We start from the raw sequence: 14,258 nt of genomic DNA on the forward strand, positions 1-14,258 counted from the left end.
TTCCGGCTTATGCCATTCGTCAGCAACAAAGACCTTGCCATCCAAAGCGCTCATGGCAGTGGTGATGCGATCTTGCAAGCCCAAAAAATATTCTTTTAAGGCATTGATATCAATTTGGGTATGTTGTTCTGACAAGGCGTTCTAACTTTATAGGGTTACTTAATTGCGCGGTAGCCAATATCTTTGCGATATTGCATGCCATCAAACTTGATGTGATTGATCGCATCGTAAGCTTTTTGTTGGGCGCCACGAACGGTATCTGCTAGACCAACTACACACATCACGCGTCCGCCTGATGTCACCACCTTGCCATCTTGCAGTTTCGTGCCAGCATGGAAAGTAATTTGATCTTCAGTATCAGCGGGTATGCCGGTAATGACATCGCCAGCCCGAGGAGTGTCTGGATAATTATGAGCAGCCAGCACAACGCCAAGGGCTGTGCGGCGATCCCATTCCAATTCCACTTCATTAAGTGTGCCATCTACCGCATGATCTAGTGCATTGACCAGATCGCTACGTAGTCGGGCCATGATGGGTTGTGTCTCTGGATCACCCATGCGGCAATTAAATTCTAATGTTTTGATCTTGCCGTCAGGCGTGATCATTAGACCGGCATATAGAAAGCCGGTATAAGGAATGCCATCTGCTTTCATGCCCTTAACAGTTGGCATGATCACTTCACGTAAAGCGCGCACATGAATTTCCGGAGTAACTACTGGAGCAGGGGAGTAAGCACCCATGCCACCAGTGTTTGGCCCTTGATCACCGTCTAACAAGCGCTTGTGATCTTGGCTAGTTGCTAATGCAAGAACATTCTTGCCATCTACCAAAACAATAAAGCTTGCTTCTTCACCTGTGAGGAATTCTTCTATCACTACACGAGCACCCGCATTACCCAATTTGTTATCCGCCAACATCATGTCAACGGCAGCATGGGCCTCTTCAAGGCTCATTGCTACTACGACACCTTTACCGGCAGCAAGGCCGTCAGCCTTAATCACAATCGGCGCACCTTTAGCATCAATATAAGCATGCGCCTGGAGTGCGTTGGAGAAGGTTTGGTAATCTGCAGTTGGAATACCATGACGCTTCATAAAGGCTTTAGAGAAGTCCTTAGAAGATTCCAATTGTGCTGCTAATTGAGTTGGTCCAAAGATGCGTAAGCCATTGTTGCGAAATACATCGACGATGCCAGCAGCAAGTGGAGCCTCTGGACCGACAACCGTTAAATGAATCTTCTCGCGCTTAGCAAAGTCAGCCAGCTCTTGTAAGCCAGTGATGGGTAAGTTCTCAATGCCTGCAGCGGTTTGCTTAGCAGTGGCCGTACCACCATTACCTGGAGCCACATAAACCGTTTGCACTTGGGGAGATTGGGCTAACTTCCAGGCTAGCGCGTGTTCGCGTCCGCCAGATCCGATGAGTAGAATTTTCATAACAAGCTATCTGTAGTAATTGATCAAAAAATTAAAGCGCAGCGTTCGTAAATACTTCTTGAACGTCATCTAAGTTCTCAAGTGCATCTAATAACTTCTGCATGCTTTCTGCTTGATCACCTTCTAAGGCAATCTCTGTCTCAGGGCGCATGGCAACAGTTGCTAATTCAGGCTTGAGACCAGCCTTGCTAATCGCATCTTGCACTTTAGAAAAATCGGGAACAGGGGAGAGCACTTCTAAAGATCCATCATCATGAGTAATGACATCTTCAGCGCCGGCGTCTAATGCAACTTCCATCAACTGATCTTCGCTAGTACCTGGTGCAAATAACATCTGCCCACAATGCTTGAATAAGAAGGCAACAGAACCTTCTGTACCCATATTGCCGCCATTCTTATTAAAAGCATGACGAACCTCTGCAACGGTACGTGTGCGGTTATCGGTTAAGCAATCCACAATAATGGCGGCGCCATTCATGCCATAACCCTCATAACGAATTTCTTCGTAGTTCACGCCTTCAAGAGATCCAGTGCCGCGTTGAATCGCTCTTTGCACGTTATCGTTCGGCATATTAGAGTCTTTGGCCTTATCAATAGCCAGACGTAAACGTGGGTTTGTAGCAATATCACCACCACCTAATTTGGCAGCTACGGTAATTTCTTTAATGAGTTTGGTCCAAATCTTGCCGCGTTTTTCGTCCTGACGACCTTTGCGGTGCTGAATATTGGCCCATTTCGAATGGCCGGCCATACGGGTAAGTCCTTTTAATAATTTGGCTAGAAGACCTCATTTTAAGGGGTTCTAGACCCAAGGTAGGGGGTATCTGACCATTTTTTGTTACACTCATATGTCTTAGTAGTAACAAAGTAGCAAAGTAAGCAGAATTTCCACTGCAAACACCTGCCTCGGTGATGGAATTGGTAGACGTGCCGGACTCAAAATCCGGTGCCGCAAGGCGTGGCGGTTCGAGTCCGCCCCGAGGCACCACTCAAAGACTTTTCTGTCTTTGTAGTTTCCCAAGACAATTCTTAGTCGGACTATATTTCGTAAGTCTCGGACTCATTATTCATTGCCTGCTCAACAATTTTCTTGGTGAGCGTAGGTGAGAAGAGCTCAATGAAGGTGTAAACAAAAGACCTGAGATAGGCACCTTGTTTTACGCCTAGATGCGTCACATTATTTCCGAATAAATGGCCTGCAGGAATCACTTTGAGATTGCGATCTCGATCTGGATCGTAGGCATGACCTGCAACAATTCCAATGCCCATTCCGGTTTCCACATAGGTCTTGATGACGTCTGCGTCAATTGCTTCCAAAATAATATCTGGCGCAATGTTTCTTTGCGCAAAAGCAGCATCAATCTTGCTACGACCTGCAAAGGCTTTGTCATAGGTAATGATTGGATACTTGGCAATCTCTTCAAGGGTAAGCGTTGCTTGGTTCAAGAGTGGATGGCTCAGCGGTACCATCAGTACATGTTGCCATTGATAGCCAGGTAGAGCCAGTACGCCAGGGGTATTAGCAATTCCCTCGGTTGCAATTGCAATATCAGCGCGGTCATGCGTGAGCAATTCAGCGATTTGACCTGGACTGCCTTGCTGAATGCTGACCTTTACTTTTGGAAAGCGCTTGGTAAATTCAGTAAGCACTTTTGGTAGTGCATAGCGTGCCTGTGTATGAGTAGTCGCAATCACGAAGCTTCCTTGATCCTGGCTAGCAAAATCTTTACCCACTCTTTTTAGAGTTTCAACCTCATCGAGAATGCGCTCGATTGAACTCAAAATACGTTTGCCTGGCTCGGTGAGGGAGCGAATGCGTTTCCCATGTCGACGAAAGATCTCCACACCCAACTCATCTTCCAACTCAATGATCGCTTTGGATACGCCTGGCTGAGAGGTAAAAAGTGCCTTTGCAGCAGTAGTTAAATTGAAGTTTTGTCTAACGGCTTCCCGTACAAAACGGAATTGGTGAAGGTTCATGTGGATTCCTATCTATATATCTACAAAGATATAGGAATCAAATTCTAAATGATTTTTGGCTATTAAGCCTTTGAAACCCAGCGCAATCCAAAGATTGCCAAAAGGAAGTACAGCAGCGGCGGGGTTAGGGCCGTGAGGAGCGCTGGCCAAGAGCCTAGGAGTCCCACATTGGAGAAGAGTGAGTTAAATAGCTGAAAGCTCATACCCAACATAATTCCACCAAACACCTTAATGCCAACGCTACCAGCCCGTACCTTCAAGTAAGCAAAGGGTAGCGCTAGTGCGAGCATCACAAAAATAGTAAACGGATAAATCACTTTTTTCCAGAAGGCGATTGAATGCCGCTGCGCATCCTGTTTGTTCTCGCGCAGATGCGAGATAAAGCGACCCAAACTGACGATTGACATTTTTTCGGGACTGATTAAAAGCACACTCAAAATTTGCGGCGTGACTTCGGATTCCAAAGTCACTATCGGGTGCGTAAAAGTTTGCGCAGAAAAAACAGGATTCAGTGGATCGGACTGCTTCGTTTCTTTAAAGCGAGTTTCTATGACATCATTTAAGACCCAGATACCAGTTTCATCAAACTGTCCGGACGCCGCACTGCGAATAGAGAGGAGGTGATATTTGTCATCAAACTCATACATGCGGATATTGCTAATTTCATTGGCTTTATCGACCTTGCCTACGTTGACGTAGCGTACGCCAGGACGAACTGGGCCGCTACCGTCTTCATCGCGCAGGCGATCTTTTACCCAAACACCAGTTCTAAACTGGGGTGAGTAGGCCGAACCCATAGCTTTCATACGAATCTGATCAGACTTGGCTTCAGTATAGGGTCCGATCCATTCGCTCATGATGAGAGTGAGTGCAATCAAAGGTAGGGAAATCTTGGTTAGGGTTATGAGCCCACGCTTAACGTCTAGACCAGCGATGCGCAAAATCGTGAACTCAGATTGACTGGCTAGCATGGCAAATACATAGATGCTGCCAATTAAACCTGCAATCGGAATAATTTCTGAGATACGACTTGGGGCTTTTAAAAGAACATGCAATAGCGCTAGGGGAAGTGTGTAAGCACCTTGGACGGAACCGAGCTCACTCAAGATATCAAAGAATAAAAACAAAGCCACTAAGGCAAATAAGATAAAACCAAAAGCGGCATAGATCTGCTTGGCTAAATAGCGTTCATAAATGTAAGGAAAGAGCAATTTCATTTGGCGGCCATAGAGGCAGGTAGCTGACGGCGCCACCACTTCAAAGATGGATTAATACGATTACGAATTAAGGCTGCTGCAATCAAGAGCGCAAGCAAATGTATTGGCCAAATCGCTACAAAGACTCCCACCTTACCTTGCGAGACAAAATTTTGCGTCAGGTTAAGAAGGTTGCTATAAATTAAGTAAATTAAGACTGCATAGAACATTGCCGTGTAATTACCAAGACGAGGGTTTACATAAGCAAGTGGTATGGCAATTAGCACCAGACCTAAAGCCATCAATGGCAGGCCGATACGCCAAAGTAACTCGGCACGATTAGGGTTGATGGATGCGGGGCTAGGATCATGTAAGAGTTCAGTGATGGTTTTCTCGCGATCACGCGGCGCAGGGGCTAGCGCATCTTTGCTGCGGATCTTGGTGCTGTATTCGTTAAATTCGAGAATCCTAAAATCAGGCTGTGTAGGTTGCCCCTCATAGCGTCTGCCGTTATGGAGCACGATAGATTTCTCGCCCCCTGCAGAGTTTTGGATAAAGCCGGTTGAGGACACTGCAATGCTCAAGCGACCATTCTTAGAGTCCGCCACAAAGATATTCTTAACTTCACTTTTATCAACATCAAGCTCTTCGATAAAAAACACGCGCTCCGCTTTTGCAGATTCTTTAAATTGACCCGCACTCACCATGGATACATCATCGCGTTGTTGAAAGCGCTGACTAATTAAGGTTGATTCGCGATTTGCCCAAGGCCAGACAAAAAGAGCAAGCAGGGCAATGATGATGATGAGGGGTATAGCAAATTGCAGAATGGGGCGAATGAGATTTGTAATGCTTAAGCCACTGGCAAACCAAACAATCATTTCTGAATCTTTGTACCAGCGCACTAAAACAATCAAGGTGGCGACAAATAGTGAAACCGTCAAAAGAACTGCAAGATAGCCCAAGGTAGCTAAGGCAATCAAAACAAGAGCATCTTCTGGATTCACTGCCCCATTAGCCGCAAAACCCAGGATTCGGATTACCAAGGTAGTCACCATAATGGTGACTAAGACCAAAAAGACCCCGCCAGTCGTAAAACTGAGTTCGCGGCGAAGAGCCTGTTTAAAAATCATGAGAAATAAGGGTCTGGATTGGTGAGGTTATTAGGGGTTACAAATGGCTTATATTGTCAGCGATAAGGGAGATTAATCTCATGTCGGAGGATAATGGATAAAAGTCCCATATTAGCAATTACCTTCCTTTTGAATCGACCAAAACACTGTAATAGATTATGACAATTCAATTCAGCACCAAGATTTTCCCTCAAGCAGACCTTCAGAGTCCAAAACTCCAGAAAACGAGCCTAAAAACCTTGCTTGGCCATAGCACCGACTGTTTGGTTCTGGGTTATTCCAAGGCGGATTTGGATGGCTTCTCAGGTGCTAAGGGCGCAAAAGTCAAAACGGGATTTTTTCCGGAGCTTGATCTGTTGCTCGGGGGTTCAATTACTCATGCCAACGTTGTGGGAGATTTGGATTCTAAGCAGGCATCGGTATGCATGTTGCGCGCAGAGAAATCATGGTCTACCAATGGGGTTAAAGCCAAAAGATTGTTGCTAGTGAGTTTGGGTGATGTTCATCTTGCAAGTGAACGTAGCCTGACAACTTATTCTAAAGTTGCTCGGTCTGCTCTAAAGGAACTCAGCGGCGGATCCATTGAGAGTGCGCTGTGGTTTACGCCTAGCTTTGCACTTGCCCACAAAGTGGACTTTATTGCAGAAGAGGTACGCCTCACCATTCAATATGCTGGCGATCAGGCTTACCGTTTTGGCGTACGCCAACCTGCTATGAAATTTAAAGCTAAAGATAAGGCCGACACTTTTAAAAGTTTAGTCTTTGCTGGCAATGATGCTTGCTCTAAGGAGTTGAAGCTAGCAGTCGAGCAGGGCATATCCATGGTTGAGGGTATGAACTTGGCAAAGGATCTTGGTAATCTTCCTCCAAATATCTGTACGCCGACTTACCTTGGTAAAGCCGCTCAGGACTTAAGTAAAAAAACAAGTCTCAAAGTTGAAGTGCTTGGACGTAAGCAAATCGAGGCTTTGGGTATGGGTTCATTCTTATCTGTTGCCAAGGGATCGGATACACCGCCACAATTTATAGTGATGAGGCATCAAGGTGGCAAAGCAGGCGAAGCGCCTATTGTCTTGGTTGGTAAAGGCATTACTTTCGATACCGGCGGCATTTCTCTCAAGCCAGGCGAGGCTATGGATGAAATGAAGTACGACATGTGTGGTGCGGCTTCTGTAATTGGCACGATGTATTCAGTTGCCTTGATGAAACTAAAGAAGAACGTGATTGGTGTTATTCCAACTTGTGAAAATATGCCATCAGGTCAAGCCACTCGTCCTGGTGATATTGTCAAGAGCATGTCTGGACAAACGATTGAGGTGCTCAATACTGATGCAGAAGGTCGCTTAATTTTGTGTGATGCACTTACTTATGTAGAGCGCTTTAAACCAGCGGCAGTCATCGACATTGCCACCTTAACTGGCGCCTGCATTATTGCTTTAGGCCATGTTCATAGTGGTTTGTTTTCTGAAGATGAGAATCTAGTGAGCGAACTGACTAAAGCAGGCCATGCTTCATTGGATACGGTGTGGCGCTTGCCTTTAGATGCTGCTTATCACGAGCAACTCAAATCCAACTTTGCAGACGTTGCCAATATTGGTGGTCGTCCAGCTGGTAGCGTAACCGCGGCTTGTTTCTTGTCTCGCTTTACCGAGAAATACAAATGGGCTCACTTAGATATCGCTGGAACCGCCTGGAAAAGCGGTGCTGCTAAAGGCTCTACCGGTCGGCCTGTGCCGCTCTTGGTGAACTTCTTGCTTGAGCGCAAGTAAACGCTTAAGAACTCGGATAAATACTGAATGGCACGAATTGATTTTCATAGCAATGTGAGTGACAAGCTGGAATACGCTTGTCGCCTCACGCGTAAAATTTGGAGTGCTACCCCCGAGGGTGAGTCAGTGCGCAACATTGTGATGGTAGGTGAGAAGGCCGATCTACAAAAATTAAATGAACTACTTTGGTCATTTAGTAAAACCGATTTTTTGCCACACTGCTTTATTGATGATGAGGCTGCAGCGGAAACACCCATAGTATTGACCGATGATTTTGCTTCTTCCGCCCTAAACAATATTCCCCATGCTGATGTCATGATTCATCTGGGTATGCGCATGCCTGCAGATGTGCCAGCCCTAGTGGCACGTTTCCCTAGGATTGTTGAGGTGGTCACAGTTAATGAGGCTGAGCGCTTAGCAGGTCGCGAACGCTTCAAAGCCTATCGTGAGCTGGGCCATGAGTTGCACAACTTCGATCAATCCAAAAGTTAATATCCATGTTGATTCATCCACAGTTTGACCCTGCAGCAATTCGTATTGGTTCTTTTGCAATTCATTGGTATGGCTTGATGTATCTCATGGCCTTTGTGCAATTCTTGCTCCTAGGCCGATTGCGTATTCGTACTCCACGCTATCAAGTGCTTGGTTGGACTTATAAAGATCTTGAGGACCTCCTGTTTGCAGGCGTTCTTGGCGTGGTGTTGGGTGGTCGCTTAGGCTACACCCTCTTTTACATGCCAGGCTTTTACCTATCTCACCCTTTGAGTATTTTCAAGATTTGGGAAGGCGGCATGTCTTTTCATGGTGGCTTGTTAGGTGTGCTCGTTGCACTTTTCTGGTTTGCTAAAAAGCATAAGACCACTTTTTTTGTCGTAAGTGATTTGGTTGCTCCACTAGTTCCCTTTGGATTGGCATTTGGTCGACTAGGGAACTTTATTAATGGCGAGTTATGGGGAAGACCTACTGATCTTCCATGGGCAATGATTTTTCCTTTAGTAGATTCTGTGCCACGCCATCCATCACAGATTTATCAACTCATGGGTGAGGGTGTCCTACTCGGTATTGCACTTTGGATTTATGCAGGTAAGCCAAGGCGTATTGGTCAGGTATCTGGATTCTTCTTGTTAGGTTATGGCATTTGCCGTTTCTTAGCTGAATATGCCCGTGAGCCCGATTCCTTCTTGGGCCTTCTAGACCTAGGCTTATCTATGGGTCAGTGGTTGTGTGTGCCAATGATGTTGTTTGGTCTCTATCTCATGACTGCATATAAACCTAAGAGTCGATAATTAGCTCATGCTGAATGAAGGGCTAACACTTCGAAAATTAGAAGTACTGTGCTCGTTTATTCGGACCGGTAGCCTTTCTAAAACCGCAGAAGAGTTGCACTTAAGTTCAGTCAGCATTCATAAGGCGTTGCATTCTCTGGAATCTGGAATAGGCTGCGCTCTATTTGTAAAGGATGGACGTCAGTTAAAAGCTTTGCCGGCGGCCATTTACTTAGCTGAAGCAAGTGCCGATTTATTAGCGGATGTAGACCGTGTCCTGAAAAAGACCAGAGCCAAAGCAGGTGTTGAAAGCGGGCAAATTCGCCTGGGGGCAATGTACTCTCTGACAGCTAATATCATTCCTAGAGTCATCATGGGTACCAAAATTCGTAGACCTGATTTGGATATTGATTTATATCTGGGATCTAATGAGGACTTGATGAAAAGGCTTAGCGAGGGAAATGTAGATGCCGTAGTCATGGCAGTTCCTACAAGAGATCTTCCGGAGGGTGTCCAGGTAGTCCCTCTTTTTGAGGACCAGTTGTTTCTAGCCTCCTCAAAAAACAATAAGCCAACCGAAGCCAATATTGATTTATCCGAATATCAGAAAGAGAAATTTTTGACCCTTCAAGATGGTTTTGCTACCACGTCAGGGTTTTATGAAGCTTTCCAGTTAGCTGGCTTTGCACCCAATGTTGTGATGAAGGTGGGGGATATCTTTTCTCTTATGAATATGGTCTCAGGGGATCTAGGAAGATCTTTGCTGCCTGGCAGAGTGAAGGCTTTAATGGGCGATGCGATTGAATTTACCCCGTTATTGCCAAAATATCAGGTAACCCAACATATTGCCTTAATGTACCTCCAGGCTAATGAATCAAACCCCAATATCCTTGCTCTAGCGGCTGAAACCCGCATGTTGCAACGCAATAATCCCTAAATTCGTCCAAACACGTTTGCTAATTCATTAGCTTAAAGCTAATGAATATATACTTTCATTAATTGATTCAGGTATGGCTCAGCTATACATTAGTACTCAACCCCACTCTTTGGGTTGAATTCTTTGAGAGATACACATGCTTGAAAAGCTAGCAAAAGCCCGTTACTTTTCCCGCGTTACCGGCGCGGTTAATCGACTCATTTCCGAGCGCGGCGAATCAAATGCCGTCAGCATGGCTAACGATGTGTTCCACAACTATCGCAAGCTCTCCAAAGATCAGCATTCTAAATTTTTTAATTTTCTATTTGAAAAGCTCAATCCTGATGCCGCTTCAGTCATGGCCGCCGCGCAAAATTTTTCAGCAGAAGCAAGCGCTCGCAACTACATTAAATTACAGCGCGTGACTGAGCCACCGAGACAAGAATTGTTTCGTCGACTCAATCGCGCAACGAATGGAACTGCTGCGCTGGTAGGTATGCGCCGCGATCTTTTGCAATTGCTTGAAAAGCAGCCTGAGTTAACTGCGGTTGATTTTGACTTGCGTCACCTCTTGTCGTCTTGGTTTAACCCAGGTTTTCTGAAGATGCATCGGGTGGATTGGAAGTCACCTGCGGAGGTGTTAGAGAAGCTGATTCAGCATGAAGCTGTGCATGCAATTGATGGCTGGGATGACCTACGCCGCCGCTTGCAGCCTGATCGTAGATGCTTTGCGTTTTTTCATCCGCAGCTTCCAAATGAGCCTTTGATTTTCGTTGAAGTGGCACTTTTGCCAGAGATTCCAGCTGTGATTACCCCCTTAGTGGATAAGAAGGCGGAGACGGTTCATCAAACTTCGCAATATAAAGTGGCCGCTTTTTATTCCATTAGTAACTGCGAGCCAGGTTTACGTGGTGTTTCGATGGGTAACTTCCTCATTAAACGCGTTGCAGAACAATTGCATGCGGAGTTCCCAAGTCTTAAAACATTTGTAACCCTTTCGCCAATCCCAGGGTTCATTGACTGGGTCGCTGCTGGTGCAGATATTGGCGGTGAAAAGACGGGCACCCAGCTAAAGCCGGCAGTTCGCACGGCTCGCGAGCAATCCTTGGAAGCTCTTGGTCTGGCTAATCGCTCCTGGTCTGAACGCTTAAGTGCTGGCTGGCATCCAGATAATGCTACTGAAAAAGAAAAAGCCGCCTTGTTATGTCTCGCAAGTATTTACTTGGGCTTAGGTTCTGCTGGTCGTAACGGAAATCCAGTTGCCAAGTTTCACTTGGGCAACGGCGCTAAACTTCATCAAATTAACTGGGCCGGAGATCTTTCTCGCAAGGGCTTGAGACAGTCAGCATCTCTCATGGTTAATTATTTGTACGATCTTTCCTCTGTTGAGGAGAATCATGAGCGCTTTACCCATGGGGAAATTGATTATTCACGTGCAGTTGGTCGATTAATGCAGGCCTAGAAATATATTTTTAGAGGAAAGGCTCTAAAAGCAGAATTCATAGATTATTCGCTTTAGAGTATGTGGCAAGGAAGCAGACACTAAGATCTGACCGTATTATGCAGTCTATAAAACAATACTAGGAGAGCAATATGAGCAATAAATTGAAATCTGAATCTAATAAGCCAAATGCCTTGCGTCGCCAATTATTGGCGGGATCTGCAGCGTTGCCTTTAGCTGGCGTCGTCGGCTATAGCCCTGTATCAAACGCTCAAGGTGCAACTAAAACCTTGAACATCTCACATCAGTTTCCTGGTGGAACTATTCAGTCAGGTGATTTCCGTGATCGCCTCTGCCGTAAATTTGCTGAATCTGTTGAAAAACGCACTAAAGGGGCTTTGAAGTTCCAAGTATACCCAGGTTCATCATTGATGAAAACCAATGCGCAATTCAGTGCAATGCGTAAAGGCGCTTTGGATATCTCATTATTCCCATTGCCATATGCAGGCGGCGAAGTGCCAGAGGTCAATATTGGTTTAATGCCAGCTTTGGTAACAAGTTATGAGCAGGCTGCTAAATGGAAGACTGCGGAAGTGGGCAAAATGCTCACCAAAACTTTAGAAGACAAAGGAATTGTTCTCTTAAGTTGGGTTTGGCAAGCCGGTGGTGTGGCAAGCAGAAGCAAGCCAATTGTTCTGCCTGAGGATGTTAAAGGGATGAAGATTCGTGGCGGTAGTCGTGAATTTGACCTCATGCTCAAGGCGGCTGGTGCCTCAGTAATCTCATTGCCTTCTAACGAAATCTACGCAGCAATGCAAACGGGTGCTATGGATGCTGCTTACACATCTTCTACAAGCTTTATGTCATTCAAGCTGGAAGAGTTGGCAAAGGCATTTACTAGTGCACGTCAAAAATCCTATTGGTTCATGCTTGAGCCACTGATGATGTCTAAACAAATCTTTGATTCTTTACCAAAAGATCAACGTGACGCTCTGATGGCAGCAGGCGCTGAGATGGAGAAGTTTGGATTCGAAGCCGCAAGAGATGATGACAAAACCGCAGCCTTAGCATACGCAAGAGCCGGTAGCAAAGTCACCGACGTTGATGCAGCGATTGTGGACAAGTGGAAAGCGATTGCTCGTGATAGTGCTTGGAAAGACTACGCAGAGAAGAATGAGAGCTGCGCGGCATTGTTAAGAGCAGCAGAAAAAGTAACCTAAATCATGACTCAACTTTTACAAGCGACAGACCGCTTAATGTCTGGGATCAATAAGCTGATGGTGCTGTTTGGATCATTGGCATTGGTAGCTGCTTCAGTCATCTTGAGCTACAGCGTTGCTTCAAGAGCATTTTTCGGAGCAACGACTGATTGGCAAGATGAGGCTGCAGTATTTTGCTTAGTAGGCGCCACATTTTTGTGTGGTGCTTATGTCCAGCAAATCCGTGGGCATGTAGGCATTTCAGCAGTGTCCACTATGTTGCCTAAAGCAATTAATCGTCTCAGAGTATTGATTATTGATCTTGCCTCTTGTGCTTTTTGTGCATTTTTTGCATGGAAGTCATGGACTTTGTTTCATGAAGCGTGGGTGGATGGTCAAGTGACTTCATCTTCATGGGCTCCACCGTTGTGGATTCCATACATCATGATGTCTATCGGCATGACCTTGTTGGCGTTCCAGATTTTGCTCCAAGCGTTTGGAGATGTTGTTAATCCAGGCGAAGGGGAATAAGCATGTCAATCACAGTACTCGGATTATTGTTTGCAGCGGTCACGTTGCTGGTTATGTTTTCAGGGATGCCCATCTCTTTTGCGTTGGGCTCAGTAGCAGTTATATTTATGGTGTTCTTTATGCCTGCATCCTCATTGGATACAGTGACTCAGAACGTCTATGAAGAAATGGCGAGCATCACCTTGCTCTCGATCCCGTTATTTATCTTAAAAGGGGCAGCGATCGGACGTTCACGCGCCGGTCAAGATTTGTACGAAGCTCTGCACGTTTGGCTTGGTAAGGTTCCAGGCGGCTTAGGCGTTGCTAACGTTTTAGCTTGTGCACTGTTTGCTGCAATGGCGGGATCTAGTCCTGCAACTTGCTCTGCAATTGGTAGCGCAGGTATTCCAGAGATGCGTAAGCGTGGTTATTCACCTGGATTAGCAGCAGGCATTATCGCTGCCGGTGGAACGCTTGGTATTTTGTTGCCACCTTCTATTACGATGATTTTGTACTCGGTTGCTGCAGAACAATCATTAGGACGTTTATTCCTTGCTGGTATTGGCCCTGGTCTGATGTTGGTATTGTTCTTTTCAATCTATACCGTGTATCGGTTCCGCAAAGAGTACAACCTAGCACTAGCGGCTGTTGAAGTTGGCGCTCCTAGTCACCCGATATTAGAACGCCACACATACACCATGCAGCAGAAGATGAGTTCTCTGCCTCGGGTATTGCCTTTCTTGGTTCTATTGATTGGTGTCATGATTGCGCTTTACGGCGGCTATGCAACACCTTCTGAAACTGCAGGCCTTGGCGCTATTTTGGCCTTCGCATTGATTGCTGGTATTTACAAAATGTGGCGTATCAAGGATTTATCTCCTTTGCTCAATGCCACCATTAAAGAATCCACAATGCTGATGTTCATTATTGGAATGTCTTTATTGTTTTCCAATGTAATGAGTCATTTGCACCTGAGTCAGTCAGCTGCTCAAGCGATTGTTGACCTCGGCTTTGGACGTTGGGGATTATTGGCGGCTATTTTGGTTTTAGTGGTGATCTTGGGCTTCTTCTTGCCGCCAGTCTCCATTATTTTGATGACTGCGCCGATTTTCTTGCCACCATTAAGAGCGGCTGGATTCGATTTGGTTTGGTTTGGAGTGGTAATGACCATTGTGATGGAGACGGGTTTGATACATCCACCGGTAGGTCTCAATATCTTCGTAATCAAAAACATCGCACCGGATATTTCTTTAAATGAAATCATCTGGGGCGTATTCCCATTTGTGATCATCATGATTCTCTCTGTTGTATTGCTCTGTTTTGTGCCAGAGATTGCTACAGGCTTATCTGATTTGGTAATGGGTGTGGCCAAGGTGCATTGATTGCAGTATTGATAAAAATTTTAGTCTTATAGGA

The 14,258-nt window shown here is 45.6% G+C and carries 13 protein-coding genes and 1 tRNA gene; 9 read left to right on the top strand and 5 right to left on the bottom strand.

Going from position 1 to position 14,258, the window contains the following annotated elements; genetic code table 11:
- Positions 1-155: 155 nt before the first annotated feature.
- Together purD and ICN36_RS10875 are read right to left on the bottom strand one after the other, a co-directional pair.
- A complete protein-coding gene (purD, locus tag ICN36_RS10870; RefSeq protein WP_216228384.1) occupies positions 156-1,433 on the bottom strand; it encodes a phosphoribosylamine--glycine ligase in 1,278 nt (425 codons plus the stop codon).
- A gap of 31 nt (positions 1,434-1,464) precedes the next feature.
- Entirely contained in the window at positions 1,465-2,184 is a 720-nt protein-coding gene (locus tag ICN36_RS10875) for a YebC/PmpR family DNA-binding transcriptional regulator (RefSeq protein WP_216189741.1), read from the bottom strand.
- Positions 2,185-2,336: 152 nt separating this feature from the next.
- Between ICN36_RS10875 and ICN36_RS10880 the strand changes: the two genes are divergently transcribed.
- A tRNA-Leu gene (locus tag ICN36_RS10880) sits at positions 2,337-2,421 on the top strand.
- Positions 2,422-2,471: 50 nt separating this feature from the next.
- Here the strand turns inward: ICN36_RS10880 and ICN36_RS10885 are convergent.
- The 3 genes from ICN36_RS10885 to lptF all read right to left on the bottom strand — a co-directional run bounded on the left by ICN36_RS10885 (position 2,472) and on the right by lptF (position 5,742).
- A complete protein-coding gene (locus ICN36_RS10885) occupies positions 2,472-3,413 on the bottom strand; it encodes a CysB family HTH-type transcriptional regulator (protein ID WP_216228385.1) in 942 nt (313 codons plus the stop codon).
- A gap of 62 nt (positions 3,414-3,475) precedes the next feature.
- The gene (lptG, locus tag ICN36_RS10890) at positions 3,476-4,630 is read right to left on the bottom strand and encodes an LPS export ABC transporter permease LptG (RefSeq protein ID WP_216228386.1); all 1,155 of its coding nucleotides are present in this window, start codon (positions 4,628-4,630) and stop codon (positions 3,476-3,478) included.
- Positions 4,627-5,742: an LPS export ABC transporter permease LptF gene (gene lptF, locus ICN36_RS10895; RefSeq protein ID WP_216228387.1), complete on the bottom strand. Its 1,116-nt coding sequence runs from the start codon at positions 5,740-5,742 to the stop codon at positions 4,627-4,629. The genes lptG and lptF overlap by 4 nt, the downstream gene beginning before the upstream one ends.
- 158 nt (positions 5,743-5,900) lie before the next feature.
- Here lptF and ICN36_RS10900 point away from each other — a divergent pair, with 158 nt between their 5' ends.
- The 8 genes from ICN36_RS10900 to ICN36_RS10935 all read left to right on the top strand — a co-directional run bounded on the left by ICN36_RS10900 (position 5,901) and on the right by ICN36_RS10935 (position 14,224).
- A complete protein-coding gene (locus ICN36_RS10900; RefSeq protein ID WP_216228388.1) occupies positions 5,901-7,511 on the top strand; it encodes a leucyl aminopeptidase in 1,611 nt (536 codons plus the stop codon).
- Between the two features lie 27 nt (positions 7,512-7,538).
- The gene (locus ICN36_RS10905) at positions 7,539-8,003 is read left to right on the top strand and encodes a DNA polymerase III subunit chi (RefSeq protein ID WP_216228389.1); all 465 of its coding nucleotides are present in this window, start codon (positions 7,539-7,541) and stop codon (positions 8,001-8,003) included.
- A 5-nt stretch (positions 8,004-8,008) separates the two neighbouring features.
- Positions 8,009-8,797 carry a prolipoprotein diacylglyceryl transferase gene (gene lgt / locus ICN36_RS10910; RefSeq protein WP_216228390.1) on the top strand — a complete coding sequence of 263 codons (789 nt, stop codon included), beginning with the start codon at positions 8,009-8,011 and terminating at the stop codon, positions 8,795-8,797.
- 7 nt (positions 8,798-8,804) lie between these two features.
- A complete protein-coding gene (locus ICN36_RS10915) occupies positions 8,805-9,713 on the top strand; it encodes a LysR substrate-binding domain-containing protein (RefSeq protein WP_216228391.1) in 909 nt (302 codons plus the stop codon).
- Positions 9,714-9,849: 136 nt separating this feature from the next.
- Positions 9,850-11,154 carry a malonyl-CoA decarboxylase domain-containing protein gene (locus ICN36_RS10920; protein ID WP_216228392.1) on the top strand — a complete coding sequence of 435 codons (1,305 nt, stop codon included), beginning with the start codon at positions 9,850-9,852 and terminating at the stop codon, positions 11,152-11,154.
- A 131-nt stretch (positions 11,155-11,285) separates the two neighbouring features.
- On the top strand, positions 11,286-12,353 hold the full coding sequence (gene dctP / locus ICN36_RS10925) for a TRAP transporter substrate-binding protein DctP (RefSeq protein WP_216228393.1): 1,068 nt from the start codon (positions 11,286-11,288) through the stop codon (positions 12,351-12,353).
- A 3-nt stretch (positions 12,354-12,356) separates the two neighbouring features.
- Positions 12,357-12,863, top strand: a complete 507-nt coding sequence (locus tag ICN36_RS10930) for a TRAP transporter small permease (protein WP_216228394.1) — start codon at positions 12,357-12,359, stop codon at positions 12,861-12,863.
- Between the two features lie 2 nt (positions 12,864-12,865).
- On the top strand, positions 12,866-14,224 hold the full coding sequence (locus tag ICN36_RS10935) for a TRAP transporter large permease (protein WP_216228395.1): 1,359 nt from the start codon (positions 12,866-12,868) through the stop codon (positions 14,222-14,224).
- Positions 14,225-14,258 lie beyond the last annotated feature (34 nt).

It is taken from the genome of Polynucleobacter sp. UK-Gri1-W3, from assembly GCF_018881595.1.
Taxonomy (GTDB): domain Bacteria; phylum Pseudomonadota; class Gammaproteobacteria; order Burkholderiales; family Burkholderiaceae; genus Polynucleobacter.